The organism is Streptomyces sp. NPDC033131 (assembly GCF_055578365.1).
This window is the reverse complement of sequence record NZ_JBVIPA010000001.1, coordinates 250,665-276,854: the sequence shown is the minus strand read 5'-3', so window position 1 is coordinate 276,854 and position 26,190 is coordinate 250,665. Positions and strand designations below refer to the sequence as shown.

Genomic DNA, 26,190 nt, shown 5'->3' with positions numbered 1-26,190 from the left:
GGGCCCCGTGCTGTCCGCCGCCGCCTACCGCAGCGGCCCGGTGACCGTCTCAGCCGCCGCCACCAGGTGCCCGGCGCGGACGAAGGCGTCCGCCGCGGCGAGGTCGGGCGCCAGGAAGCGGTCGGGACCCGGACCCGCGACCCCGGCGGCCCGTACGGCGTCGATGACGGCCCGGGACGCCGGCGCCGGGGTCAGCCCCTCGCGCAGCTCGACGGCGCGCGTGGCGGCGTACAACTCGACGGCGAGGACGCGGGTGAGGCTGTCGACGGCCGTGCGCAGCTTGCGGGCGGCCGACCAGCCCATGGAGACGTGGTCCTCCTGCATCGCGGAGGACGGGATCGAGTCCGCGGACGCCGGTACGGCGAGCCGCTTCATCTCGCTGACCAGCGCGGCCTGCGTGTACTGGGCGATCATCAGCCCGGAGTCGACGCCCGGGTCGTCGGCCAGGAACGGCGGCAGCCCGTGGCTGCGGTTCTTGTCGAGCAGCCGGTCGGTGCGGCGCTCGGCGATGGAGGCGAGGTCGGCGGCGGCGATGGCCAGGAAGTCGAGGACGTAGGCGACCGGGGCGCCGTGGAAGTTGCCGTTGGACTCGACGCGCCCGTCGGGGAGCACCACCGGGTTGTCCACCGCCGAGGCCAGTTCGCGCTCGGCGACGAGCCGGGCGTGCGCCAGGGTGTCGCGGCCCGCTCCCGCGACCTGGGGAGCGCAGCGCACCGAGTAGGCGTCCTGGACGCGGGGCGCGTCGTCCTGGTGGTGGCCGGTGAGTTCCGAACCCTGCAGCACGGCCAGCATGTTGGCGGCGCTGGCGCCCTGCCCCGGGTGCGGGCGGATGGCGTGCAGTTCGGGGGCGAGGACCCTGTCGGTGCCGAGCAGGCCCTCCAGGGACAGGGCGGCCGTGATGTCGGCGGACTTGTAGAGGGTGTCCAGGTCGGCGAGGGCCATGATCAGCATGCCGAGCATGCCGTCGGTGCCGTTGAGGAGGGCAAGCCCCTCCTTCTCGCGGAGCTCGACGGGCGCGATGCCGTGCTCGGCCAGGAGCTCTCCGGCAGGGCGTACGACGCCGTCCGGGCCCTCGGCGTCACCCTCGCCCATGAGCGTCAGGGCGCAGTGGGACAGCGGGGCCAGGTCGCCGGAGCAGCCCAGGGAGCCGTACTCGTGGACGACCGGGGTGATGCCGGCGTTCAGGACGTCGGCCATGGTCTGCGCGACCTCGGGGCGTACGCCCGTGCGTCCCGAGCAGACGGTCTTGAGCCGCAGGAACATCAGGGCCCGTACGACCTCACGCTCGACCCGCGGCCCCATGCCGGCGGCGTGCGAGCGGACGATGTTGCGTTGCAGCCGGCCCCGCAGTTCCGGGCTGATGTGCCGGGTCGCCAGGGCGCCGAAGCCGGTGCTCACGCCGTAGACGGGGTCGGGCTTGGCCGCCAGCGCGTCCACGATGCCGCGGGCGGCGGCGAGAGCCGCGACCGCCTCGCCGGAGAGCTCGACCCGGGCGCCGGCGCGCGCCACGGCGAGGACGTCGGACGCGGTGACCCCGGACGTCCCCACCACCACAGTGTGCATATCCATATTCAGGAGCGTACGCAGTGAATTCCCGGATGTCACCAGTGGGGGCCGGGTTTGCCCCTTACTCAGGGGTCACGCTTCAGCCACGCCCGCGGAAGCGGCGACGCTCGGCGGACGGCTGCTCGACGGCGGGCTCGTCGGCCAGTCGCACGACCGGATCGTCGGGCCCCGCGCGCCCGGCGACGACCGGCCGGAGGGACCGCTCGGCCTTGGCCTGGTACTGGGCCGCGTCGGCGAGCCGGAACAGCCGGCGGGCGGAGTGCACCGGCCCGATGGGGTCCTCGGTGGACGCGACCCCGCAGGCGACCCCCTCCCCCAACTCCAGTTCGGCCGCCCGGCGGCAGAGCTCGTCGGCCGCCTTGACGACGTCGTCGGCGGACGGTCCGACCGTGAGCAGGCAGAACTCGTCGCCGCCCAGGCGGGCGGCGAGCGCGCCGGGAAGCATGGCGCCGCACAGGGACAGGACCGAGCCGAAGCGTTCGAGGAGGCGGTCGCCGACGGCGTGCCCGCAGGTGTCGTTGACGCGCTTGAGTCCGTTGAGGTCGCAGACGACGAGACTGACGACCGCCCCGTCCCTGCGGTGCCGCTCGACCGCCTCGTCCAGGCGGGAGTCCACCGCCCGGCGGTTGGCCAGGCCCGTCAGGGCGTCGGTGAACGCCAGCCGCCGCACCTCCTCCAGCCGCTCGGTCTGGGCGATGCCCGCGGCGACCACGGAGGCCAGGACGGTGGCGAAATCGGCGTCCTCGCGGTCGAAGACGGGAGCGCCGACGGGCCGGGCGACATACAGCTCGCCCCAGGCCCGGCCGTGCAGGACGATCGGCGCGACCACGCAGCAGCCGCGGCCGCGGCGGCGCAGGGCGGCGACACGCTGATGGACGTAACCGGGACGGCGCCCCGCGGCGGGCCCCTCCGCGGTCTCCACCCAGGCGTCGGGCTCACCGCCCCCGGCCCAGCGCTCGTGCAGGAACTCGGTGATCTCGGCGAACTGGTGCACCGGGTAGGCCTCGGCGTCCGGGAACTCCTCCTCGTCCTCGGCCCGCTCGCCCACGTTCACCAGCACCCGCAGCCGCCCGAGCTCCCGCTCCCACACGGACAGCGCGGCGAAACTGCCCCCGAGCGCCCGGTACGCCCCGCTCGCGGCAGCCCACCACACCTCCCGCGAGCTGTGCGCGGCGGCCATGCCCTGCGCCAACGCGACGACGCCCGCGAGCCGACTGTCCTCACCCATCCCACCAGGCTAGGGAGTTTTGGGGCGAACCGGGCGTTGTATGCGGCGGTGGGGTGACCGCCCCTGGCGCTCCGCACGGGGCGAGGGCCGCTTCGGCGGGGGTGGGCGGGGGATGGGCACGTCCGGAAGTGCAGGGGCGGCGGCGGCCGGTCGGCGAGGCGGTTGCGCCGGAAGTGGCCGGGGGGGCGAAGGGACGCCGGACTGCTTCTCGTCCCGGGAGGCGCCGGACGAGAAGCCCGTCGAGGCGCCCGCCCCGGCGGACGCCGGACCCGCCAGGCCCTGGCGTCTCAGGCCAAGGCGCGGTGCGGTGCGGTGCGTGCGGTGCGGTCCGGTACCTCTACTCCCCCGGCCAAGAAGGACGCCGCTTCTCGTTGAACGCCGCCACGCCCTCCGCCCGGTCTCCCGAGAACGCCACCGCGCGCCACGCCGCGTCCTCGACCTCCAGCCCGGCCCGCAGATCCAGCCCCTGCCCGAGCCGCAACGCCTTCTTCGCCGCCCGCAGCCCCACCGGCGAGTTCCCCGCGATACGGGACGCCAGCGCCAACGCCTGCTCGCGGTCCTGCCCCGCCTCCACCAGCACGTCGACGAGCCCCAGGGAGGCCGCCTCCTCGGCCTCCACGCGCCGGGCCGTGAAGATCAGCTCGGCCGCGCGGGCCGCCCCCACCCGCCGCGGCAGCAGCTGCGTGCCGCCGCCTCCGGGAATCACGCCGACCGACACCTCCGGCAGGCCCACCACAGCCGTACGGTCCGCGACGATCAGGTCGCAGGAGAGCGCCAGCTCGAAGCCGCCGCCCAGGGCGAAGCCGTGCACGGCCGCGATCGCCGGCACCGGCAGTTCCAGGACGCCGGTGTACGCGCCGCGCGACGCCGGCCGCTGCCGCAACATGTCCGCGTCGCTGAAGGAGTTCCGTTCCTTCAGGTCGGCCCCCACGCAGAAGGCCCGTTCATGGGTCGAGGTCACCACGACGACCCGCACGTCAGGGTCCGCGCCCAGCGCCGCACTCGCGCCGACGAGCGAGCGGGCCATCTCCGTCGAGACCGCGTTCATGGCCTTGGGCCGGTCCAGGACCAGCTCCGCGACGTGCCCGTCCCCGTGCCGCCGTACCCGCACGAACTCCCCGAACCGCTCCTCGCTCATGGCACCCTCCCGGTTAACGACGGTTAACATCCGTTGCCCTGATCATCGCAGGCGAACCCCGCACAGGAAAGGCCCGGCCGGTTCCCGCATCCCCACCCGACACCCCGTTCGAGTGATAACACGCCCATCTCCCGACCCACCACGCAAAGGAGCGCATACCGTGCGTCCGCCACAGCGCACAGGGGGCGCGGGCGCATGGGGAGGGATCACGATGACGACGACGGACACACCGGCGGCGAAGGCGGGAAGGGACAGCGCGGAGGGCGCGGCGACCGTACTGCCGGAGTCGTACGGCGTCGGAACCCGGCTGTGGAGCCCCCGCGGCCGGCACCGCCGCCCCCGGCCCCGCAAGGTGCTGCTCGCGGCCGGCGGCCTGGCACTGGCGGCGGGCGCGCTGAGCCTCCTACGGCTGACCCCCGACGCGGGCGTCGACGGCCTCGCCACCACGGAGGCCGAGCCGCGCGTGGACCAGAAGGCCGGCGCGGACCGGGCGACCCATGCCGCCGCCACCGTCTCGGCCGTCGTCCCCGGGGCCGGCCCGTCGGCGACCACCGTGATGGGCGGTCCGGGCGCGCTGCCCACGCCGGGAGCGTCCCTCGCCCCCACCGCGGCCGCGGGGTCGTCCCGGCCGACGTCCACGACGATCCCGCAGGCGCCGAACCCGGCCGTCACGGCAGTACCCAGCGCCGCGACCAGGCCCTCGATGTCCGGCGGCCGGCTCCCGCAGCCCGCCCCGACACCCACGCCGAGCAGGGCCACGACTCCCCCGGCCCCGCAGCCGGAACAGCCGGAACAGCCGGAACAGCCGGAACGCCCGGACGGGCCCGGCCTGTGCGTGCCGGTCATCGCCGTGTGTGTGGACCCGCTGGCCGCCCGGCACGACTGAGGAGCACTACGGCTGCCCGCTCCGCCGCGTCAGCAGCCACGGTTCGACCACGCCGAGTCCGCGCACCGGGCGCTGCCACATCGGCTGCAGGGCGAAGCGGTACACCGGCGGCTCCTCGCCCTCCTTCTCGGCGGCCGCCGCGGCCTCGGCCGCCTCCGCCTCGGAGGCCGGCGCGTCGCCGGTGCGGATCAGTTCCTCGGCGAAGGCGCTGTCGACGAGGACGGCGTCGCGCGGGGCTATCGACGTCAGCCGGGAGGCGAGGTTGACCGTCGTACCGAAGACATCGCCCATACGGGTGGTGACCGTGCCGAAGGCGATGCCGACGCGCAGCTCCGGCATGGTCTCGTCGTTCGCCATGGTCTCGATGAGCCGCAGGGCGATCTCGGCGGCCACGCCCGCGTCGTCCGCCGCGTACAGCACCTCGTCGCCGAGGGTCTTCACCAGCCGCCCGCCGCGCGCGGCGACCAGGTCGGCGGCGGTGGTCTCGAAGGCCTCGACGAGTTCGCCGAGCTCCTCCTCCTCCATGCGGCGGGTCAGCCGCGTGAACCCGACGAGGTCGGCGAAGCCGACGGCGAGGCGCCGGTCGACCATCTCCTCGTCGTCGGCCGTCTGGACGACCCGGCCCGCCGAGGCGGCGAGCTGGCGGCGCCAGACGTAGACGAGGAACTCCTCCAGCTCGGGCAGGAGCAGTTCGATGATCGGGTACGTCACCTCGGTACGGGTCATGCCGGGCTCGGGCGGCTCGGTCAGCCCTTCCAGGAACGAGTCCATCTGCCACTCCGCCAGCCGGGCGGTGGTCTGCCCCGTGGAGCGAGCCACCTGCACGGCCATCGCCTCGCTCAGCAGCCCCGCCTCCACCAGACCGGAGAGCCGGCGCAGCGCGAGCACGTCGGCCTCCGTGAGCGCCTTGGCCTGCCCGATGTCGGCGAAGCCCATCGCCCGCCAGAAGCGGGTGGCCAGCTCCACCGAGACGCCCGCGCTGCGGGCCGCCTGGAAGGGGGTGTAGCGCCGCTCGGCGCCCAGGATGAGCTGTTCGATGCGCAGGGCGAGCGGGTCAGCGCCGGACTCGGCGGCTTGGGGGTCCCCCTGCTCGAGCGAAGCCGGGAGTTGTGGAGGGTCCGCCCGGCCGTCCGCGTCCGCGCCGGAGCCCGTGTCGTCGACGGTCACGCCTGCTGCCTTCCGATCTGCTGCGGTCAGTTCTCGACCGGCCTTCACTTTACGGCAGGTGTGCGGTAGCTCACTCCTTCGCTCCGCCAGGTGGAGCCGGGGAGAGAGGGGAGAGAGGGGGGTGGTTCGTGTCGGGGGCGGCCGCGGGCCGGGTGCGGCCGGCCTCGCCCACGCGGCGGAGCCGCAGCTCGCCACGGCCCCGCGCCCCCGTGGGCGTACGGCTCACGCGGGTCGCAGGTGCACGATGTCGCCCGCTCCCACCGGCTCCTGTACGCCCTCTTCCGTGGCGATCACCAGGCGTCCGTCCCCGTCCACCGCCACCGCCTCGCCGACGACCGACCGATCCCCGGGCAGCTGCGCCCGCACCGTCCGCCCGAGCGTGGCGCACCCCGCCACGTACGCCTCCTGCAGCCGGCTCGTCATCGGGTCGCCCCCGGCCGCCCGCCAGCGCCCGTACCAGTCCTCCAGGGACCGCAGTACACCCCGCAGCAGCGGGTCGCGGTCCGTGCTCACGGCCCCGGCCAGCGCCAGTGATCCGGCCTGCGGCACCGGCAGCTCGTCCGCGCGGAGGGTGACGTTGATGCCGACGCCGACGACCACCCCGTCGCTCCCGGCCCGTTCGGCGAGGATGCCGCCGGCCTTGCGTTCCTCTCCCGCCACGGTCACCAGCAGGTCGTTCGGCCACTTGAGTGCCGTGTCGACGCCCGCCACCCGCGACAGGCCCGTCGCCACCGCGACGCCGGTGAGCAGCGGGAGCCAGCCCCAGCGGGCCACCGGGACGTCGGTCGGTCTCAGCAGGACGGAGAAGAAGAGGCCCGATCGGGCCGGCGCGGTCCACTGCCGGTCGAGGCGGCCCCGCCCGGCGGTCTGCTCCTCGGCGACGAGGACCGCGCCCTCGGCCGCCTTGCCGGAGTCGGCCAGCGCCACCAGGTCGTGGTTGGTGGATCCGGTGAGCTGCACGACCTCGATGCCGGACCACAGACCGCCGTCCCGCACCAGGGCCCTGCGCAACGCGGCACCGTTGAGCGGCGGGCGGTCCAGGTCGGACCAGCGGCTGTCGTCTGAGGCATCTCGCGGCGTCATGCAACCCACCCTAGGTGTGGTAAACACCGCACTGCTGATCCCTGGGCACCCCACTACTCTACGGATGAGTAACCGTCCCCCCTTTTGAGCAGGCAGGGAGCCCTATCCCGATGTCCGAGCCGGAAGCGCGTCACGAGATCCCAGGGATCGACATTCACACCACCGCGGGCAAGCTCGCGGACCTCCAGCGACGCATCGAGGAAGCGACGCACGCCGGCTCCGCACGCGCCGTCGAAAAGCAGCACGCCAAGGGCAAGTTGACCGCCCGCGAGCGGATCGGGCTCCTGCTCGACGAGGACTCCTTCGTGGAGCTCGACGAGTTCGCCCGGCACCGCTCCACCAACTTCGGCCTGGACCAGAACCGCCCCTACGGCGATGGCGTGGTCACCGGTTACGGAACGGTCGACGGCCGCCCCGTCGCCGTGTTCTCCCAGGACTTCACCGTCTTCGGCGGCGCGCTGGGCGAGGTCTACGGCCAGAAGATCGTCAAGGTGATGGACTTCGCGCTGAAGACCGGCTGCCCGGTCATCGGCATCAACGACTCCGGCGGCGCCCGCATCCAGGAAGGCGTCGCCTCCCTCGGCGCGTACGGCGAGATCTTCCGCCGCAACACCCACGCCTCGGGTGTGATCCCGCAGATCAGCCTGGTCGTCGGCCCGTGCGCGGGGGGCGCGGTCTACTCGCCGGCGATCACCGACTTCACCGTCATGGTCGACCAGACCTCGCACATGTTCATCACCGGCCCGGACGTCATCAAGACGGTCACCGGCGAGGACGTCGGCATGGAGGAGCTGGGCGGCGCCCGCACCCACAACTCCGCCTCCGGCGTGGCCCATCACATGGCCGGGGACGAGAAGGACGCCATCGAGTACGTCAAGCAGCTGCTGTCGTACCTGCCGTCGAACAACCTCAGCGAGGCCCCGGCCTTCCCGGAGGAGGCGGACCTCGCCCTCACCGACGAGGACCGCGAGCTGGACACGATCGTGCCGGACAGCGCGAACCAGCCGTACGACATGCACACGGTGATCGAACACGTCCTGGACGACGCCGAGTTCTTCGAGACGCAGCCGCTGTTCGCCCCGAACATCCTGACCGGCTTCGGGCGGGTGGAGGGCAGTCCCGTCGGCATCGTCGCCAACCAGCCGATGCAGTACGCCGGCTGCCTCGACATCAAGGCCAGCGAGAAGGCCGCCCGCTTCGTGCGCACCTGCGACGCCTTCAACGTCCCGGTGATCACCTTCGTGGACGTGCCCGGCTTCCTGCCCGGCGTCGACCAGGAGCACGACGGCATCATCCGCCGCGGCGCCAAGCTGATCTACGCGTACGCGGAGGCCACGGTCCCGCTGATCACGGTGATCACGCGCAAGGCCTTCGGCGGCGCCTACGACGTCATGGGCTCCAAACACCTCGGCGCGGACCTCAACCTCGCCTGGCCGACCGCCCAGATCGCCGTGATGGGCGCCCAGGGAGCGGTCAACATCCTGCACCGCCGGACCATCGCCGAGGCGGAGGCCGCCGGGGACCTGGAGGCCACCCGCGCCCGGCTCATCCAGGAGTACGAGGACGCCCTCCTCAACCCCTACATCGCGGCCGAGCGCGGCTACATCGACGCCGTGATCATGCCGTCCGAAACCCGCCGCCACGTCGTCCGCGGCCTGCGTCAGCTGCGTACCAAGCGGGAAACCCTGCCCCCGAAGAAGCACGGCAACATCCCCCTCTAGGAGCCGCCATGACGATCAAGGTCGTACGGGGCAATCCCACCCCCGAGGAGCTGGCCGCCGCTCTGGCGGTGGTCCGCGCCCGCGCCGCGGCGGCAGCGGAAGCCCCGCCCGGCGCGCCCACCCCGCGGGACGCCTGGTCGGACCCGTCCCGCATCGCGGCACACCGGCTCCCGGAGCCGGGGCCCACGGCATGGAGCCGCACCTACTGGCCGGGCTGAGGCATTCGCCCTGAGCGGCGGGGACCATGCGGCGGGCCCTACGGCCCCCGCATCCGCCGCTACAGACAGCGCGCGACGGCTTCGGCCATCACCGCGTACCGTTCCTGTGGACTGAGCAGGAGTGAGTCCGGCTCAGCCGCACGCCCCGAACGGTCTTGGGCGCACTGGTCCCCGGCGTACTCGACCCCGGGGCAGCGACACGGATCCTGTCCGTGGTCCGATCCCGGGAGGCCGGCTCCCTCACGACCTGGCCAGATGGGTACAGCCAGAGGCGACGGGGAGGCCCTGAACCATCACTCCGGTGGAACGGGGGCCCCGCACACTGGCGCCGTACCCGGCGTCCCAGATCGCACGATCACCGTGGCCCGAACGGACCAGGACGCCGCAAGCCCGGAAGTCGACCATCACACGATCGAGTTAAACCGACCTCGTGCACATTCCCCTGCCATCAGCAGCCCCCGCGAGCTCCAGCACATCGCGCCGCAGCCGGTGGACGCCCTTCTCCCCGTACCACGCGCTGTCGTTGAGCAGCAGGTTCCCGCCGATCCCGGCGTTCAGGACCGGCCGCCCCGTACGCTCCGCCAGCGCGTCCGACCAGCGGCGGTCGGCGCCAGGGGTCGATCCGAAGCCGTCGGTGACCGAGTCGCCGAACAGGGCGATGCCGTCGGTGCGGCCGGCGTCGGTCTCGACGGCGGACAGGAAGTACCAGGACTCGGTCGTCGCGTCGAACCCGTCGCCGTCCACGTCCGTGAGCAGGTCCCCCTCGCCCCGGTAGCTGGTCGTGAAGGCCTGGGCGTGGAAGGTCGCGGGTCCGGTCGTGGTGTCGAAGTACAGGGTGACCGCCACCGGGTCCCCGGCCGCCACCGCGAGTTCGGCGGCGTCGCTGACGGCGTCCCCGCGGGCCGGAAGCGTCACGTCGTACGCCCCGCGGAAGGTGAGCCGCGTCGGCGAGTCCACCGCGGCCCCGGCGACCGTACGGCCGGCCGTGGCGCCGGCCACCCACAGCGCCGACGTGCCGTACGCGTTCGAGAGCCGGATCCGGAGCCGGCCACCGCCCGCGCTGAGCCGGACGACCTGACGGACCGACTGGCGCCAGAAGCCCTCCCGGGACCAGTTGGGGGTGAAGCCCTCGGCGGGCAGCTGGGGTGACGCGGTCCAGGCAGCTGTGAACATGACTCGCCGCAGCTCGGGCCGAAGTTGAGTACGCGTACTCAGGCGCCCTCCACGAAACCCCCGCACGCTGGAAGACATGCTGTGGTCCGACCCCGACAACGAGCTGCCGAAGGAACTGCGCGACACGCAGGACATGCTTCGGCGGCTGGGCGTTCTCATAGCGCTGGCCATGGTGCTGGCGATGATCGTGCTCGGGGTGAGGTGAGAGCCCCGGGGCGGGCCGCCGATACCCTGGCCGCATGACTGATCAGCCGCGCCGCCGACTCGTCCTCGCCTCCCAGTCCCCTGCCCGGCTCGGCCTGTTGCGGCAGGCCGGACTCGACCCCGAGGTGATCGTGAGCGGCGTCGACGAGGACGCCGTGAGCGCGCCGACCCCCGCCGAGCTGGCCCTCGCCCTCGCCCAGGCGAAGGCCTCCGTGGTGGCGGCGAAGCCCGAGGTCAAGGGCGCCCTGGTGATCGGCTGCGACTCGGTGCTCGACCTGGACGGCGAGGCCCTGGGCAAGCCGGCCGACGCCGAGGAGGCCACCGCCCGCTGGAAGGCGATGCGCGGACGGGCCGGGACGCTCCAGACGGGCCACTGCGTCCACGACACCGCCACCGGACGCCACGCCTCGGCCGTCGCCTCCACCGTCGTCCACTTCGGCGACCCCACCGACGAGGAGATCGCCTCGTACGTCGCCTCGGGCGAACCCCTCTACGTAGCCGGGGCGTTCACCCTCGACGGCCGCTCGGCCCCGTTCATCGACGGCATCGACGGCGACCACGGCAACGTGATCGGCATCAGCCTGCCGCTCCTGCGGCGACTGCTGGCCGAACTGGGCGTCGGCATCACCGAGCTGTGGACGCCCGGAGAGAAGTGACCGGCAGCAGCGGTCAGGACGCGCTGGGCGTCGTCGGGGCGAGCGGCGAGCCGTCGCCGCCCTTGGGGCCGTCCGGCGTCACGTCGGCGGGCTCGGGCTCCGGCCGGCCCTGAAGGTCGTACGTCATCAGCAGCAGCACGATGAGCGCGAGCACCACCATCATGAACAGGAACGCGTGCCAGCCCATCAGCCCCCAGGCGAACGCGCCCAGCAGCCCGTGCACCACGGCCGCGCTGACCAGCAGGACACGCCCGAGGCCCACCGGCGGGCGGTCGCGGAGGGCGACCAGGAGCGCGACCAGGCCGCACAGGACGAAGTAGAGACCGAAGACGAAGCCGCTGACCTTGGACGACGTGGACATCACGTCCGGGTCGAGGCCGGCCAGGGACATCTGCTGGTTGTCGACGACGGTCCCCAGGAGCCAGTTCAGCGCGACGACGCCGAGCGCCTCGACGAAGAGCACGAGCGCCACGATCCACGCCACCGGTCTGCGCACCACCGGTCCCCACCCACTTCCGAGCTTTCCGGACACCACCCGAGCAAGACTGCTGTTACCCCAAGTACGTGCGGGGCGTGCTGAACGCTACTCACCGGTACACCCACGGACAAGAGTTCCGCCACGGGCAAAGAATCATTGGGCCATTCGTAGGGACTCCACAAAGAAACCCTGTGGCCCGCAGCACGCTCTCATAGAGACCTTGACCACAAAGGAAGGCTAGGGTTTCGACAGGAGTCCGGCGTACCCAGGTGCGACAAGGGATTTCGCGGTCGAGCTGGCCTCGCATCACGCTCCGTGTGGGCAAGCTCACCAGTGGGGACGGGTCGAAGTGTCGTGTCGGCAGTCCCTAAACTCGGCTTGTTTCAAGGAGGGAGCCTCAATCGTGCGCAAGGTGCTCATCGCCAACCGTGGCGAAATCGCTGTCCGCGTGGCCCGGGCCTGCCGGGATGCCGGTATCGCGAGCGTGGCCGTCTACGCCGACCCGGATCGGGACGCTCTGCATGTCCGCGCCGCGGATGAGGCGTTCGCTCTGGGCGGTGACACTCCCGCGACCAGCTACCTCGACATCGAGAAGGTGTTGAACGCCGCGCGCGAGTCCGGCGCCGACGCCATCCATCCCGGCTACGGATTTCTGTCCGAGAACGCCGACTTCGCCCAGGCGGTCGGCGACGCGGGGCTGATCTGGATCGGCCCGCCGCCGCAGGCCATCCGCGACCTCGGCGACAAGGTGGCCGCCCGCCACATCGCCCAGCGCGCCGGCGCCCCGCTGGTGGCCGGCACGCCCGACCCGGTCTCCGGCGCCGACGAGGTCGTCACGTTCGCGCGGGAGCACGGCCTGCCCATCGCGATCAAGGCCGCCTTCGGCGGTGGTGGTCGCGGTCTGAAGGTCGCCCGCACCCTCGAAGAGGTACCCGAGCTGTACGACTCGGCGGTCCGCGAGGCGGTCGCCGCGTTCGGCCGGGGCGAGTGCTTCGTCGAGCGCTACCTCGACAAGCCCCGGCATGTCGAGACCCAGTGCCTGGCCGACCAGCACGGCAACGTGGTCGTGGTCTCCACGCGCGACTGCTCGCTGCAGCGCCGCCACCAGAAACTGGTCGAGGAGGCCCCGGCGCCCTTCCTCTCCGAAGCACAGGTCGCCGAGCTGTACGCCTCCTCCAAGGCCATCCTCAAGGAGGCCGGCTACGTCGGCGCCGGCACGGTGGAGTTCCTGGTCGGCGTCGACGGCACGATCTCCTTCCTGGAGGTCAACACCCGTCTCCAGGTGGAGCACCCGGTCACCGAGGAGGTCGCCGGCATCGACCTCGTACGCGAGATGTTCCGCATCGCCGACGGCGAGGAACTCGGCTACGGCGACCCGGAGCTGCGCGGCCACTCCTTCGAGTTCCGCATCAACGGCGAGGACCCGGGCCGGGGCTTCCTTCCCGCCCCGGGCACCGTCACCACCTTCGCCACGCCGTCCGGCCCGGGCGTCCGCCTGGACGCCGGTGTCGAGTCCGGCTCGGTCATCGGCCCGGCCTGGGACTCCCTGCTGGCCAAGCTGATCGTCACCGGCGCCACCCGCGAGCAGGCCCTCCAGCGGGCCGCCCGCGCCCTGGAGGAGTTCCAGGTCGAGGGCATGGCCACCGCCATCCCGTTCCACCGCGCGGTCGTCAAGGACCCGGCGTTCGCCCCCGAGCTCACCGGCTCGGCCGACCCGTTCACGGTCCACACCCGCTGGATCGAGACCGAGTTCGTCAACGAGATCAAGCCCTTCGCCGCGCCCGCCGACACCGAGGCCGACGAGGAAGCGGGCCGCGAGACGGTCGTCGTCGAGGTCGGCGGCAAGCGCCTGGAGGTCTCCCTCCCCATCTCGCTCGGCATGTCCCTGGCCCGCACCGGCCTCGCGGCGGGCGCCAAGCCCAAGCGCCGCGCGGCGAAGAAGTCCGGTCCGGCCGCCTCCGGCGACACCCTCGCCTCACCCATGCAGGGCACGATCGTCAAGGTCGCGGTCGAGGAGGGCCAGGAGGTCCAGGAGGGCGACCTGATCGTCGTCCTCGAAGCGATGAAGATGGAGCAGCCGCTGAACGCGCACAAGGCCGGCACCGTCAAGGGCCTGTCCGCCGACGTCGGCGCGTCGATCACGTCCGGCGCGGCGATCTGCGAGATCAAGGACTGACGGCCTTCTTCGTACGACACCCCGAGGCGCCCGGCGGACTGATCGTTCCAGTCCGCCGGGCGCCTCGTCTTCTTCGTCCCCCCGTTGGACCACACCCGCGGCGCCGACGGCGAGAGACGGCGATCGTCCGGACGAGACGGGATGGTCCCGGGGAGCAGGCCGCCCAGGCGGGGGCGACCGGCCCCGCAGCGGGGCCGTGCCGAGCGGGATCGCGCCGCTGGTGTGGGCGGCGCCGGAGCGGAGGGTCGGTACTCCGTTGACCGCGAGTTCGTGGCCGCCGCCCGTGACGCCCGTGCGGGCGTCCCGCCGAGGGGCGCGACCCCGGGCCGACCCCGCAGCCCTGGCCACCTGCGAAGCGAGGGCTGAGGCATCGGCATCGGCATCGCGTGCGAGCAGGCGTGGCCGCTCGGCCGGCATGCCGGTCGGCTCCCGCCCGCCGTGACACCCGGCACTTCGCCGACCAACCCGTCTGTGACGGGGACGGCCCTCGGGGTGGCCGTGCACGGTGGCCGTGCACTCGCGTGCCGGTCGAGGTGGACGGTCGCGTACGGCTACCGCGGCGAGAGACACGGTGGGCGGGTCGATCGAGAAGCCGGAGCGCCCCGCGTCGGCGGGGGCACCGGCGTCATCATCGCGGTCGGCGCCCGCCCCACAACTCCTCCGTGCCGGTGGCGTTCTCCCGGTCACGGGTCGGTCCCGGCACGAGCCCGTGCGTCCGCGCCGGCGATCTCCCTGCGCACTCCCCCGAGCACCCTTGAGGCGACGGTATGGGAGTTAAGGGACCAACCCACCCCGCGCCGGGCAGTCCCCCCGCCGGAGACCGGAGAGGGGAAACCGGAACCCACTGCTCCGCCCCGGGTTCCCTCAGAACCCCCGCCTCCTCAGCGGCGGCGGAGGTCCGCGACCCGTGCCCGTTCGGTGCCGGGCGTCTGCTCGCCCAGGGCCGTGGCGGAGCGCAGTCCGGGGCCGGCGCCGGGGACCTGCCCGCGGCGCGGGCCCGGCAGGGGGACGTCCCGGCGCTGTTGCCGACGCGCCGGGACCTGATCACCCCCCGGGTGCTCCGACGCCCCCGTGACGGCGATCTGCACCCCCTGGTCGGCGAGGGCCTGGAGTTCGGTGGCCGCCCGGTCGTCGTGGCCGGGCGGTTCGTCCGTCACGAGGCGGGTGATGAGGTCCGTCGGCACGGTCTGGAACATGGTGTCGGTGCCGAGCTTGGTGTGGTCGGCGAGGACCACGACCTCGGCGGCGGCCTGCACCAGCGCCCGGTCGACGGACGCGGAGAGCATGTTGGACGTGGACAGCCCGCGCTCGGCGGTCAGCCCGCTCCCGGAGAGGAAGGCCCGCGACACCCTGAGCCCCTGGAGGGACTGTTCTGCACCGCTGCCGACGAGGGCGTAGTTCGAACCGCGGAGCGTCCCGCCGGTCATCACGACCTCCACGCGGTTGGCGTGGGCCAACGCCTGGGCCACCAACAGGGAGTTGGTGACGACGGTCAGTCCGGGCACCCGGGCGAGCCGGCGGGCCAGCTCCTGGGTGGTGGTTCCCGCCCCGACCACGATGGCCTCGCCCTCTTGGACGAAGCTCGCGGCGAGATCGGCGATGGCCGTCTTCTCGGCGGTCGCGAGATGGGATTTCTGCGGAAAGCCGGATTCTCGCGTGAACCCGCCCGGCAATACCGCACCGCCGTGTCGGCGGTCGAGGAGTCCTTCTGCCTCCAGTGCGCGCACGTCCCGCCGTACGGTCACTTCGGAGGTCTGGACGACGCGGGCGAGCTCACGGAGCGACACGGCCCCGTTCGCTCGCACCATTTCGAGGATCAATTGGCGACGTTCTGCAGCGAACACGAAACTGACAGTAACCCCAACGACCGCCTGCTTTCAGCAGTTTGCGCCGAATTGCAGAAGATGTTCGCACACAGGGACAGGAAGTGGTATAGGGCCTAATCCCGGCGCCTATGCCATCCGCATGCGCGACGACCCCCCGTGATCAGCGAGGAGTCGCTTTCGGCCGTCAGCCCTCGTCACCCGCCTTGCGCGTGTGCAACTGCCGCGCGACCTCGGCGATCGACCCGGAAAGGGAGGGGTAGACGGTGAACGCGTTCGCGATCTGCTCGACCGTCAGATTGTTGTCGACGGCGATCGAAATGGGGTGGATCAGTTCCGAGGCGCGGGGCGCGACCACGACCCCGCCGACGACGATGCCGGTACCCGGGCGGCAGAAGATCTTGACGAAGCCGTCCCGGATGCCCTGCATCTTCGCGCGCGGGTTGCGCAGCAGCGGCAGCTTCACGGCGCGGGCGTCGATCTTGCCGGAGTCGACGTCGGACTGGCTGTAGCCGACGGTGGCGATCTCGGGGTCGGTGAACACGTTCGAGGAGACCGTCTTCAGGTTCAGCGGGGCCACCGCGTCGCCGAGGAAGTGGTACATGGCGATACGTCCCTGCATCGCCGCGACGGAGGCGAGGGCGAAGACGCCGGTCACGTCACCGGCGGCGTACACGCCGGGGGCGGTGGTCCGGGAGACCTTGTCGGTCCAGATGTGCCCGGACTCGCGGAGCCTGACCCCGGCCTCCTCCAGGCCCATGCCCGCGGAGTTCGGGATGGCGCCGACGGCCATCAGGCAGTGCGAGCCGGTGATGACCCGGCCGTCGGCGAGGGTGACCTCGACGCGGTCGCCGACCCGCTTGGCGGACTGGGCGCGGGAGCGGGCCAGGACGTTCATGCCGCGGCGCCGGAAGACCTCTTCCAGTACGCCGGCGGCGTCGGAGTCCTCGCCGGGCAGCACCCGGTCGCGGGAGGAGACGAGGGTGACCTTGGAGCCGAGCGCCTGGTAGGCGCCGGCGAACTCGGCACCGGTGACACCGGAGCCGACCACGATGAGTTCGTCGGGGAGTTCGTCGAGGTCGTAGACCTGGGTCCAGTTGAGGATGCGCTCACCGTCGGGCCGGGCGTCCTCCAGCTCACGCGGGTGACCGCCGGTGGCGATGAGCACCGCGTCCGCGACGAGGGTCTCCTCGGTGCCGTCGACGGCACGCACGACGACCTTCCGCGAGCCGTCGAGGGCCTGCATGCCCTCGAGTCGGCCGCGCCCGCGCAGCACCCGGGCGCCGGCGCGCGTCACGGAGGCGGTGATGTCGTGCGACTGCGCGAGGGCGAGCCGCTTCACCCGCCGGTTGACCTTCCCCAGGTCGACCCCCACCACCCGGGCGGCCTGCTCCATGGGCGGGGTGTCGTCGGCGACGATGATGCCCAGCTCTTCGTACGAGGAATCGAAGGTGGTCATCACCTCGGCCGTGGCGATGAGAGTCTTCGACGGGACGCAGTCGGTGAGCACCGACGCCCCGCCCAGGCCGTCGCAATCGACGACGGTCACCTCCGCGCCGAGCTGGGCGGCCACCAGGGCCGCCTCGTATCCGCCGGGTCCGCCACCGATGATCACGATCCGAGTCACGTACTCCATTGTCCCGTACGCCGCGCGTTGCCACCGCCCCGGGGGCGACAGGGAGGCCCATCCGTTACGTGCGTGACGGGAGAGGCCCGCGAAACGGCTGCCGTACCCTCGACGCATGTCGCTCTACGCCGGGTACGCCGGCAACCTCGACGCGCGGCTGATGACCCGCCGCGCCCCGCACTCGCCGCTGCGCGCGACGGGCTGGCTGAACGGGTGGCGGCTGACCTTCGGCGGCGAACACATGGGCTGGGAGGGCGCGCTCGCCACGATCGTCGAGGCGCCGGGCGCCCAGGTCTTCGTCGCGCTGTACGACCTGGCCCCGATGGACGAGGACTCGATGGACCGCTGGGAGGGCGTCGGTCTCGACATCTACCGCCGGATGCGCGTCCGCGTGCACACCCTGGAGGGCCAGGAACCGGCCTGGGTGTACGTCCTCAACGGCTACGAGGGCGGCCTGCCCTCGGCCCGCTACCTGGGCGAGATCGCGGACGCGGCGGAGTCGGCGGGCGCGCCGCACGACTATGTGATGGAGCTCCGGAAGCACCCCTGCTGAGGCCGCCGGGGCGCTGTCCCGTCGCCCCGGGGGCGCCGTTCTCGTTGGAAACGACAAGACAACGATCCCCATCCGGTGAGCTCTGTCATCTACGCGCGTAGGCCCTGACCGGCTACCCTCATCCGCGTGAACGCATCTCTCCTTCCGGACGACATCCAGGGCGCCACCCCAAATGATCCAAGGGCCGCCGCCGACGCCGCCGCCGCGCGCCTGCGCGAACTGACCGGCGCCGAGACCCACGACGTCGCCCTTGTGATGGGCTCCGGCTGGGCGCCGGCCGTGGACGCCCTCGGTGCCCCCGACGCCGAGCTCCGGGTCACCGAGCTGCCCGGTTTCCCGCCGCCGGTGGTGGAGGGCCACGGCGGCACGGTCCGCTCGTACCGGACCGGTGCGAAGCGGGCCCTGGTCTTCCTGGGCCGCACCCACTACTACGAGGGCCGCGGGGTCGCCGCCGTCGCACACGGCGTCCGTACGGCCGTCGCCGCCGGCTGCAAGACGATCGTGCTCACCAACGGCTGCGGCGGTCTGCGCGCGGGCATGCGCCCCGGCCAGCCGGTCCTGATCAGCGACCACATCAACCTGACGGCGACGTCCCCCATCATCGGCGCGAACTTCGTCGACCTCACCGACCTCTACTCCCCGCGCCTGCGCGCGCTGTGCAAGGAGATCGACCCCACGCTGGAGGAGGGCGTCTACGCCCAGTTCCCCGGCCCGCACTACGAGACGCCGGCGGAGATCCGCATGGCCCGCGTCATCGGGGCGGACCTGGTGGGCATGTCGACCGTGCTGGAGGCCATCGCCGCGCGCGAGGCGGGTGCGGAGGTGCTGGGCCTGTCCCTGGTGACGAACCTCGCGGCCGGCATGACGGGCGAGCCGCTGAACCACGAGGAGGTCCTCCAGGCGGGCCGCGACTCGGCGACACGGATGGGCTCCCTGCTGGCACAGGTGCTGGGCCGCCTGTAGAGACCACACCAGGGGGCTCGCCCCGATCAGCCCGTCCGGCGTTTGAGGACGAGGCCCGTTCAGGGCCGAAGGGGGTCCGCGGGCGCAGCCCCCGGGGACGGGACGGGTAGAGGCGGCGAGGGCGAGAAACCCGTCCCGCAGACCCCCTGGCCACCGACGAACCGAAACGAGAGGTCGACCCAAGTGCACGCCGATGTCATCGCACAGGCCAGGGCATGGCTGGCCGAGGACCCCGACACGGAAACCCGTGACGAACTCGCGAAGCTGATCGACGCCGAGGACGTCCCGGAGCTCACCGCACGCTTCAGCGGCACCCTCCAGTTCGGCACCGCGGGCCTGCGAGGCGAACTCGGCGCAGGTCCGATGCGCATGAACCGCGCCGTGGTCATCCGCGCGGCCGCCGGCCTCGCCGCGTACCTCAAGGCGAAGGGCGAGGAGGACGGCCTCGTGGTCATCGGCTACGACGCCCGCCACAAGTCCGCCGACTTCGCCCGGGACACCGCCGCCGTGATGACGGGAGCGGGCCTGCGCGCGGCGGTCCTCCCCCGCCCCCTGCCCACCCCCGTGCTGGCGTACGCCATAAGGCACCTGGGCGCGGTCGCCGGCGTGGAGGTCACCGCCAGCCACAACCCGCCCCGCGACAACGGCTACAAGGTCTACCTCGGCGACGGCTCCCAGATCGTGCCCCCGGCGGACGCCGAGATCGCGGCCGAGATCGACGCCATCCCGTCCCTCACCACCGTCTTCCGCCCCACCACCGGCTGGGAGACCCTCGACGACGCCGTCCTCGACGCCTACCTCGCCCGCACGGACGCCGTCCTCGCCCCCGGCTCCCCCCGCACGGCCCGCACGGTCTACACGGCGATGCACGGCGTCGGCACCGACGTCCTCCTCGCCGCCTTCGCCCGTGCCGGTTTCCCGCGGCCCGTCCTGGTCGCCGAGCAGGCCGACCCCCACCCGGACTTCCCGACCGTCGCCTTCCCCAATCCGGAAGAGCCCGGCGCGATGGACCTCGCCTTCGCGAAGGCCCGCGAGACCGACCCCGACCTGATCATCGCCAACGACCCGGACGCCGACCGCTGCGCGGTGGCCGTGAAGGACGACGGCGACTGGCGGATGCTCAGCGGCGACGAGGTCGGCGCCCTCCTCGCCACCCACCTGGTGGCCCGAGGAGCCCGCGGCACCTTCGCGGAGTCGATCGTCTCCTCCTCCCTCCTCGGCCGGATCGCCGAGAAGGCGGGCCTGCCGTACGAGGAGACCCTCACCGGCTTCAAGTGGATCGCCCGCGTCGAGGGCCTGCGCTACGGCTACGAGGAAGCCCTCGGCTACTGCGTGGACCCGGACGGCGTACGGGACAAGGACGGCATCACGGCAGCCCTCCTGATCACGGAACTCGCGTCGTCGCTGAAAGAGGAGAACCGCGGCCTCCTCGGCCTCCTCGACGACATCGCGGTCGAGCACGGCCTGCACGCCACCGGCCAGCTCGCGGTTCGCGTGGAGGACCTGTCGGTCATCGCCGACGCGATGCGGCGCCTGCGCGAACAGCCCCCGACCCACCTGGCCGGCCTGCCGATCACCAGGGCCGAGGACCTCACCCGGGGCACGGACACGCTCCCGCCCACCGACGGCCTGCGCTACACGCTCGACGGCGCCCGGGTCATCGTCCGCCCCAGCGGCACGGAGCCGAAGCTGAAGTGCTACCTGGAGGTCGTCGTCCCGGTCGCCGCGCACGCCGACCTCCCGGCGGCCCGCGCGAAGGCGGCGGAACTGCTGGCGACGATCAAGCGGGACCTGTCGACGGCGGCCGGCATCTGAGCCGTACGCGACGGACCTGAGCGGTACGCGACGGACCTGAGCGGTACGCGACGGATCTGAGCCGCGGACGGGTTGCCTCCATCCGTGGGCGGGGTGCCCCCGAGGAAACTCAGGGGGCACCCCATCGGGTGATTTCCCCAGGCAGGCTGACGCGGGCTCCCCGCCTCCGCCGGCCCCGCGGGCAACGGTGGACCGGAAGCACCCGCCGAGCCAGCCTGGAGCCGCCGCCGTGTCCTCGACCGTCTCTTGGCCGACACCCCGAGCGACCACCGAGACCACCCCCGCGGCCACGGTGCCCCCCGCACCCGGCGGCCACCGGCCGGGCGCCTCCCCGCACCCCCGTACGCTCCGCCGACGCGCCCTGCACGCCCTGCGCCGAGCGGCCCCCGCGCTCCTCGCCTACGTCGCCGTACGCGCCACGGGCCTGCTGGTCCTCGCCGTGTGGGCGCACCGCCGGCACGAGGGGCTCTGGCCGATCCTGGCGACGCAGTGGGACGCCACCTGGTACCTGCGGATCGCCGACCACGGCTACGACCATGAGGCCGGGGCCGTTCCCAGCGCGAAGAGCATGGCGTTCTTCCCGCTGTACCCGGTGCTGGTGAAGGCCGTCGCGGCGTTCACCCCCGGCAGTCGTGCCAGTACCGGCCTGGCCATCGCCGTGGTCGCCTCGCTCGTCGCAGCCTGGGGGATCTTCGCGGTCGGCGACCGGCTGTACGGCCGCCGCGCCGGCATCCTCCTCACCACCCTCTGGGCGGCGTTCCCGGTCGGCCTGGTGCAGTGGATGGGCTACACGGAGTCCCTGTTCACGGCGTGCGCGGCCTGGTCGCTGTACGCGGTGCTCACGGGCCGCTGGCCGGCCGCGGGCACCTGCGCCGCCCTGGCCGGACTGACCCGCCCGACCGGCGTCGCGGTGGCGGCCGCGGTCACCGTCACGGCCCTGGTCTCGCTGTACCGGCGCCCCCGCGAGGCCCGCGTCCTCGCGGCCGCCCTCCTGGCCCCGCTCGGCTGGTGCGGGTACGTCGGCTGGGTGGGCCTGCACCTGGGCCGCTGGGACGGCTACTTCGCCGTACAGCGGCTGTGGAGCAACGAGCTGGACGGCGGCCTGCACACCCTGGTGGTGATGCGGGACCTGCTGTGGCGGGACGCGACGCCCCCGCTCTTCCTGGTGGCGGTGACGCTCACCCTGCTGGCCTCGGCGGTGCTGTTCGGTCTGTCCCTCTGGGACCGCCAGCCGCTGCCCCTCCTGGTCTTCACGGGCGTCCTGCTGACCATCGTGCTGGCCGGCAGCGGCGTGTACTTCCCCCGCGCCCGCTTCCTCCTGCCGGCCTTCCCCCTCCTCCTGCCCCTGGCGCTCCACCTGTCCCGCGCATCCCGCCGCCACCGCGCGGTGGTCCTGACGGCGGCGGTGACGGGCTCGGCGTACCTCGGCGCGTACATGACCCTGGTGTGGCGGGGACCCCCGTGACCGTCACTCGCAGGCCACCCCGCCCCGGACGGCGTACCGCCGCCCACTCACCGCCCCGCGTCCCGCGCGCTCCAGGACTCGGCCACGCCCCGCCGGGAAGTGCCCTCAGCCCAGCGCGATCAGGATCGCCAGCAGCACCGCCCCGGCCGCCGCCGGCCCCACGATCTCGTACGCCCACCGCACGGTCACCTCGCCCTTGGCCGCCTCCGCCTCCCCCTGGGCCTCGTGGATTTCGCGAAGCTCGTCCATGACCCGGTCGGTCACCGCTCGGACGGGCCCGTCCGGTACCGCGGTCCCGCCGCCGATCCCTGCACCCCGCATCCCGCCGGACAGCCCGGACAGGCCGCCGCCGAACGCACCGCCCCGTCCGTCGCCCTCCGCCCCGCGCCTGGCCTGCCGCCGGGCCGCCTTCTTGCGGCCCCGCAGGGACACGGGGATGGCCCAGAGCTGGAACTTCTTGCCGGACGAGGCGACGGCCTCGTTCGAGTAGCCGGAGCGCAGCGACGCGACCTGGGCCCATGGCAGAACGATCACGCGGAAGGGGTTGCGGATGCGCAGCCGTTCCTCGTTCGCGAACACGGCGGGGCGCAGCGTGAAGGCCACCACCAGCGGCACCACGAGGATCAGGGCGGCGAGTGCCAGCCACGGTGTGCGGCCCTCGCCGGTGACGATCGCGTCGATACCGAGCCAGCCGGTGATGCCGAGCAGCAGGAAACCGCCGGCCATGCCCGCGGGCGACCGGTAGATCCGGTCAGGCGACTGGGGCACCGGGGGCTGCGGCGCTGGTGACTGGGGCTCCGGGGTCGTCATGGTCCCGATTCTGCCCGAAGCCCCCGCCGACGCCGGTACGAGGTGCCGCCGTACCGGACGAGTACGGGACGAGTACCGGATGAGCACCTGATATGTCCGCCGGGGTGTACAGCCGCTACGCGCGTAGATATGCTCGGCTTGTGACCATGCCCACCACTGCATCCGCTGCACACGCTCTCGCCGACGTCACCACGTCCGACAGCACGCTGCGCCGCTTCCTCCACGGGTTGCCCGGCGTGGACGCGGTCGGCCTGGAGGCGCGCGCCGCCTCGCTCGGCACCCGTTCCATCAAGACGACCGCGAAGGCGTACGCCATCGACCTCGCCATCTCGATGGTCGACCTGACGACGCTGGAAGGCGCGGACACCCCGGGCAAGGTCCGGGCGCTCGGCGCCAAGGCGGTCCGCCCCGACCCGACCGACCGTACGACCCCCGCGACCGCGGCCGTCTGTGTCTACCCGGACATGGTGGCCACCGCCAAGGAGGCCGTCGCCGGTTCCTCCGTGAAGGTCGCCTCGGTCGCCACCTCCTTCCCGGCGGGCCGCGCCGCGCTCTCCGTGAAGCTGGCGGACGTCCGCGAGGCGGTCGCCGCGGGCGCCGACGAGATCGACATGGTCATCGACCGCGGGGCGTTCCTCGCGGGCAACTACACGAAGGTGTTCGACGAGATCGTCGCCGTGAGGGAGGCCTGCGGGGGCGCCGCCCGCCTCAAGGTCATCTTCGAGACGGGCGAGCTGTCGACGTACGACAACATCCGCCGCGCCAGCTGGCTCGGCATGCTCGCCGGAGCCGACTTCATCAAGACGTCCACCGGCAAGGTCGCCGTCAACGCGACGCCCGCGAACACCCTCCTCATGCTGGAGGCGGTCCGCGACTTCCGCGCCCAGACCGGGGTACAGGTCGGCGTGAAGCCGGCCGGCGGGATCCGCACCTCCAAAGACGCCATCAAGTTTCTCGTACTGGTCAACGAGACCGCGGGCGAGGACTGGCTGGACAACCACTGGTTCCGGTTCGGCGCCTCCTCGCTCCTGAACGACCTGCTCATGCAGCGTCAGAAGCTGGCCACCGGCCGTTACTCCGGCCCCGACTACGTGACGGTGGACTGATCACCATGGCATCCGCATTCGAGTACGCACCCGCACCGGAGTCCCGCTCCGTCGTCGACATCGCGCCCTCCTACGGCCTGTTCATCGACGGCGAGTTCACCGAGGCCGCCGACGGCAAGGTCTTCAAGACGGTCTCCCCGTCGACCGAGGAGGTCCTCTCCGAGATCGCCCAGGCGGGCTCCGAGGACGTCGACCGCGCGGTGCGGGCGGCCCGCAAGGCCTTCGTGAAGTGGTCGGCGCTGCCGGGCTCCGAGCGCGCGAAGTACCTGTTCCGCATCGCCCGCATCATCCAGGAGCGCAGCCGCGAACTGGCCGTCCTGGAGACGCTGGACAACGGCAAGCCCATCAAGGAGACGAGGGACGCCGACCTGCCCCTGGTCGCCGCGCACTTCTTCTACTACGCGGGCTGGGCCGACAAGCTCGACCACGCGGGCTTCGGCGCGAACCCGCGCCCGCTCGGCGTGGCCGGCCAGGTCATCCCCTGGAACTTCCCGCTGCTGATGCTGGCGTGGAAGATCGCCCCGGCGCTCGCGACCGGCAACACGGTGGTGCTGAAGCCGGCCGAGACGACCCCCCTGACCGCCCTGTTCTTCGCGGACATCTGCCGCCAGGCGGGCCTCCCCAGGGGCGTCGTCAACATCCTCCCGGGATACGGCGCCACGGGCGCGGCCCTCGTCGAGCACCCCGACGTGAACAAGGTGGCCTTCACCGGCTCCACGGCGGTCGGCAAGGCCATCGCCCGCCAGGTGGCGGGCACGAGGAAGAAGGTCACCCTCGAACTCGGCGGCAAGGGCGCCAACATCGTCTTCGACGACGCCCCGATCGACCAGGCCGTCGAGGGCATCGTGAGCGGCATCTTCTTCAACCAGGGCCAGGTCTGCTGCGCCGGTTCCCGGCTCCTGGTCCAGGAGTCGATCCAGGACGAGCTGCTGGACTCCCTGAAGCGGAGGCTTTCGACCCTCCGCCTCGGCGACCCGCTGGACAAGAACACGGACATCGGCGCGATCAACTCCGCCGAACAGCTCTCCCGCATCACCACGCTCGTCGAGGCGGGCGAGGCGGAGGGCGCCGAGCGCTGGTCCGCGGCCTGCGAACTCCCCTCCTCCGGCTACTGGTTCGCCCCGACGCTCTTCACGAACGTCACCCAGGCGCACACCATCGCCCGCGACGAGATCTTCGGCCCGGTGCTGTCCGTCCTCAGCTTCCGCACCCCGGACGAGGCCGTCGCCAAGGCCAACAACAGCCAGTACGGCCTGTCGGCGGGCATCTGGACGGAGAAGGGCTCCCGCATCCTGGCGGTGGCGAACAAGCTCCGCGCGGGCGTCGTCTGGTCCAACACGTTCAACAAGTTCGACCCGACGTCGCCGTTCGGCGGATACAAGGAGTCGGGCTTCGGCCGCGAGGGCGGCCGCCACGGCCTGGAGGCGTACCTCGATGTCTGACCGCAGCAACGAACGTCTGAGCGTCTTCAAGACCTACAAGCTGTACGTCGGCGGGAAGTTCCCGCGTTCCGAGAGCGGCCGGGTGTACGAAGTGACCGACTCGAAGGGCAAGTGGCTGGCCAACGCGCCGCTCTCGTCCCGCAAGGACGCCCGTGACGCCGTGGTCGCGGCGCGCAAGGCGTTCGGCGGCTGGTCCGGGGCGACCGCGTACAACCGCGGCCAGATCCTCTACCGCGTCGCGGAGATGCTGGAGGGCCGCAGGGGACAGTTCGTCCACGAGGTCGCCGACGCCGAGGGCCTGTCGAAGTCCAAGGCCGCCGAGCAGGTGGAGGCGACGATCGACCGCTGGGTCTGGTACGCGGGCTGGACCGACAAGATCGCCCAGGTGGTCGGCGGCGCCAACCCGGTGGCGGGCCCGTACTTCAACCTCTCGTCCCCCGAGCCGACGGGCGTGGTCGCGGTCCTCGCCCCGCAGGAGTCGTCCTTCCTGGGCCTGGTCTCGGTCCTCGCCCCGGTGATCGCGACCGGCAACACGGCCATCGTGATCGCGAGCGAGAACTCCCCGCTCCCGGCCCTGTCCCTGGGCGAGGTCCTGGCCACCTCCGACCTGCCCGGCGGCGTGGTCAACATCCTCTCCGGCCGTACGGCGGAGATCGCGGCGCCCCTCGCGGCGCACCAGGACGTCAACGCGATCGACCTGGCGGGCGCCGACGGCGAACTGGCGAAGGACCTGGAGATCGCGGCGGCGGACAACCTGAAGCGCGTCCTGCGTCCACAGCCTGTGGACAACTGGTCGGCGACCCCCGGCCTCGACCGCATGACGGCGTTCCTGGAGACGAAGACGGTCTGGCACCCGACGGGTTCGCTGGGCGCGTCCGGCTCCGCGTACTGA

Annotated in this window: 23 protein-coding genes; 13 read left to right on the top strand and 10 right to left on the bottom strand. The window is 72.6% G+C overall.

Annotated elements, in window-relative coordinates; translation table 11 throughout:
• Nucleotides 1-24: 24 nt before the first annotated feature.
• From hutH to ACZ5XS_RS01185, 3 genes are all read right to left on the bottom strand, one after another.
• Nucleotides 25-1,563, bottom strand: coding sequence for a histidine ammonia-lyase (gene hutH, locus ACZ5XS_RS01195; protein ID WP_468647503.1), 1,539 nt, complete (start codon nt 1,561-1,563; stop codon nt 25-27).
• An 82-nt stretch (nt 1,564-1,645) separates the two neighbouring features.
• Entirely contained in the window at nt 1,646-2,794 is a 1,149-nt protein-coding gene (locus tag ACZ5XS_RS01190; RefSeq protein WP_468647133.1) for a GGDEF domain-containing protein, read from the bottom strand.
• A gap of 337 nt (nt 2,795-3,131) precedes the next feature.
• On the bottom strand, nt 3,132-3,932 hold the full coding sequence (locus tag ACZ5XS_RS01185; RefSeq protein WP_468647132.1) for an enoyl-CoA hydratase/isomerase family protein: 801 nt from the start codon (nt 3,930-3,932) through the stop codon (nt 3,132-3,134).
• Nucleotides 3,933-4,143: 211 nt separating this feature from the next.
• Here ACZ5XS_RS01185 and ACZ5XS_RS01180 point away from each other — a divergent pair, with 211 nt between their 5' ends.
• Complete coding sequence (locus ACZ5XS_RS01180; RefSeq protein WP_468647131.1) at nt 4,144-4,818, top strand: hypothetical protein; 675 nt, start codon at nt 4,144-4,146, stop codon at nt 4,816-4,818.
• 6 nt (nt 4,819-4,824) lie between these two features.
• Here the strand turns inward: ACZ5XS_RS01180 and ACZ5XS_RS01175 are convergent, their stop codons facing one another.
• On the bottom strand, nt 4,825-5,985 hold the full coding sequence (locus ACZ5XS_RS01175) for an adenylate/guanylate cyclase domain-containing protein (RefSeq protein ID WP_468647130.1): 1,161 nt from the start codon (nt 5,983-5,985) through the stop codon (nt 4,825-4,827).
• A 222-nt stretch (nt 5,986-6,207) separates the two neighbouring features.
• Nucleotides 6,208-7,068 carry a biotin--[acetyl-CoA-carboxylase] ligase gene (locus tag ACZ5XS_RS01170; RefSeq protein ID WP_468647129.1) on the bottom strand — a complete coding sequence of 287 codons (861 nt, stop codon included), beginning with the start codon at nt 7,066-7,068 and terminating at the stop codon, nt 6,208-6,210.
• A gap of 110 nt (nt 7,069-7,178) precedes the next feature.
• Between ACZ5XS_RS01170 and ACZ5XS_RS01165 the strand changes: the two genes are divergently transcribed.
• Both ACZ5XS_RS01165 and ACZ5XS_RS01160 read left to right on the top strand, forming a co-directional pair.
• A complete protein-coding gene (locus ACZ5XS_RS01165) occupies nt 7,179-8,789 on the top strand; it encodes an acyl-CoA carboxylase subunit beta (RefSeq protein ID WP_468647128.1) in 1,611 nt (536 codons plus the stop codon).
• 8 nt (nt 8,790-8,797) lie between these two features.
• The gene (locus ACZ5XS_RS01160) at nt 8,798-9,007 is read left to right on the top strand and encodes an acyl-CoA carboxylase epsilon subunit (protein ID WP_217241341.1); all 210 of its coding nucleotides are present in this window, start codon (nt 8,798-8,800) and stop codon (nt 9,005-9,007) included.
• A 417-nt stretch (nt 9,008-9,424) separates the two neighbouring features.
• Here the strand turns inward: ACZ5XS_RS01160 and ACZ5XS_RS01155 are convergent, their stop codons facing one another.
• A complete protein-coding gene (locus ACZ5XS_RS01155) occupies nt 9,425-10,180 on the bottom strand; it encodes an SGNH/GDSL hydrolase family protein (RefSeq protein ID WP_468647127.1) in 756 nt (251 codons plus the stop codon).
• A gap of 76 nt (nt 10,181-10,256) precedes the next feature.
• Between ACZ5XS_RS01155 and mmpB the strand changes: the two genes are divergently transcribed.
• Together mmpB and ACZ5XS_RS01145 are read left to right on the top strand one after the other, a co-directional pair.
• The gene (mmpB, locus tag ACZ5XS_RS01150) at nt 10,257-10,385 is read left to right on the top strand and encodes a morphogenic membrane protein MmpB (protein ID WP_468647126.1); all 129 of its coding nucleotides are present in this window, start codon (nt 10,257-10,259) and stop codon (nt 10,383-10,385) included.
• Between the two features lie 34 nt (nt 10,386-10,419).
• Nucleotides 10,420-11,040, top strand: a complete 621-nt coding sequence (locus ACZ5XS_RS01145) for a Maf family protein (protein ID WP_217241343.1) — start codon at nt 10,420-10,422, stop codon at nt 11,038-11,040.
• Between the two features lie 13 nt (nt 11,041-11,053).
• Here ACZ5XS_RS01145 and ACZ5XS_RS01140 read toward each other — a convergent pair whose 3' ends face one another.
• Nucleotides 11,054-11,539 carry a hypothetical protein gene (locus ACZ5XS_RS01140; RefSeq protein ID WP_468647125.1) on the bottom strand — a complete coding sequence of 162 codons (486 nt, stop codon included), beginning with the start codon at nt 11,537-11,539 and terminating at the stop codon, nt 11,054-11,056.
• Nucleotides 11,540-11,921: 382 nt separating this feature from the next.
• Here ACZ5XS_RS01140 and ACZ5XS_RS01135 point away from each other — a divergent pair, with 382 nt between their 5' ends.
• Nucleotides 11,922-13,694 (top strand): acetyl/propionyl/methylcrotonyl-CoA carboxylase subunit alpha, encoded by a 1,773-nt coding sequence (locus ACZ5XS_RS01135; protein WP_468647124.1) that lies wholly within the window; start codon nt 11,922-11,924, stop codon nt 13,692-13,694.
• Between the two features lie 881 nt (nt 13,695-14,575).
• Here the strand turns inward: ACZ5XS_RS01135 and ACZ5XS_RS01130 are convergent.
• Both ACZ5XS_RS01130 and ACZ5XS_RS01125 read right to left on the bottom strand, forming a co-directional pair.
• A complete protein-coding gene (locus tag ACZ5XS_RS01130) occupies nt 14,576-15,538 on the bottom strand; it encodes a DeoR/GlpR family DNA-binding transcription regulator (protein ID WP_468647123.1) in 963 nt (320 codons plus the stop codon).
• A gap of 166 nt (nt 15,539-15,704) precedes the next feature.
• Nucleotides 15,705-17,153, bottom strand: a complete 1,449-nt coding sequence (locus ACZ5XS_RS01125) for an NAD(P)H-quinone dehydrogenase (RefSeq protein ID WP_468647122.1) — start codon at nt 17,151-17,153, stop codon at nt 15,705-15,707.
• Between the two features lie 106 nt (nt 17,154-17,259).
• Between ACZ5XS_RS01125 and ACZ5XS_RS01120 the strand changes: the two genes are divergently transcribed.
• The 4 genes from ACZ5XS_RS01120 (at nt 17,260) to ACZ5XS_RS01105 (ending at nt 21,940) form a co-directional block, all read left to right on the top strand.
• The gene (locus ACZ5XS_RS01120) at nt 17,260-17,697 is read left to right on the top strand and encodes a gamma-glutamylcyclotransferase family protein (RefSeq protein ID WP_217241348.1); all 438 of its coding nucleotides are present in this window, start codon (nt 17,260-17,262) and stop codon (nt 17,695-17,697) included.
• Nucleotides 17,698-17,823: 126 nt separating this feature from the next.
• On the top strand, nt 17,824-18,660 hold the full coding sequence (locus ACZ5XS_RS01115; RefSeq protein ID WP_468647121.1) for a purine-nucleoside phosphorylase: 837 nt from the start codon (nt 17,824-17,826) through the stop codon (nt 18,658-18,660).
• A gap of 183 nt (nt 18,661-18,843) precedes the next feature.
• The gene (locus tag ACZ5XS_RS01110; RefSeq protein WP_468647120.1) at nt 18,844-20,475 is read left to right on the top strand and encodes a phospho-sugar mutase; all 1,632 of its coding nucleotides are present in this window, start codon (nt 18,844-18,846) and stop codon (nt 20,473-20,475) included.
• Between the two features lie 229 nt (nt 20,476-20,704).
• Nucleotides 20,705-21,940: a hypothetical protein gene (locus tag ACZ5XS_RS01105; protein WP_468647119.1), complete on the top strand. Its 1,236-nt coding sequence runs from the start codon at nt 20,705-20,707 to the stop codon at nt 21,938-21,940.
• A gap of 105 nt (nt 21,941-22,045) precedes the next feature.
• On the opposite strand, the gene ACZ5XS_RS01100 is transcribed toward ACZ5XS_RS01105, so the two are convergent.
• On the bottom strand, nt 22,046-22,750 hold the full coding sequence (locus tag ACZ5XS_RS01100; protein ID WP_468647118.1) for a PH domain-containing protein: 705 nt from the start codon (nt 22,748-22,750) through the stop codon (nt 22,046-22,048).
• A 146-nt stretch (nt 22,751-22,896) separates the two neighbouring features.
• Between ACZ5XS_RS01100 and deoC the strand changes: the two genes are divergently transcribed.
• From deoC to ACZ5XS_RS01085, 3 genes are read left to right on the top strand one after another with little or no spacing between them, the layout of a single operon-like run.
• Nucleotides 22,897-23,856: a deoxyribose-phosphate aldolase gene (gene deoC, locus ACZ5XS_RS01095; protein WP_468647117.1), complete on the top strand. Its 960-nt coding sequence runs from the start codon at nt 22,897-22,899 to the stop codon at nt 23,854-23,856.
• 5 nt (nt 23,857-23,861) lie between these two features.
• The gene (locus tag ACZ5XS_RS01090; protein WP_468647116.1) at nt 23,862-25,298 is read left to right on the top strand and encodes an aldehyde dehydrogenase family protein; all 1,437 of its coding nucleotides are present in this window, start codon (nt 23,862-23,864) and stop codon (nt 25,296-25,298) included.
• Nucleotides 25,291-26,190 carry an aldehyde dehydrogenase family protein gene (locus ACZ5XS_RS01085; RefSeq protein ID WP_468647115.1) on the top strand — a complete coding sequence of 300 codons (900 nt, stop codon included), beginning with the start codon at nt 25,291-25,293 and terminating at the stop codon, nt 26,188-26,190. Before ACZ5XS_RS01090 ends, ACZ5XS_RS01085 begins: the two co-directional genes overlap by 8 nt.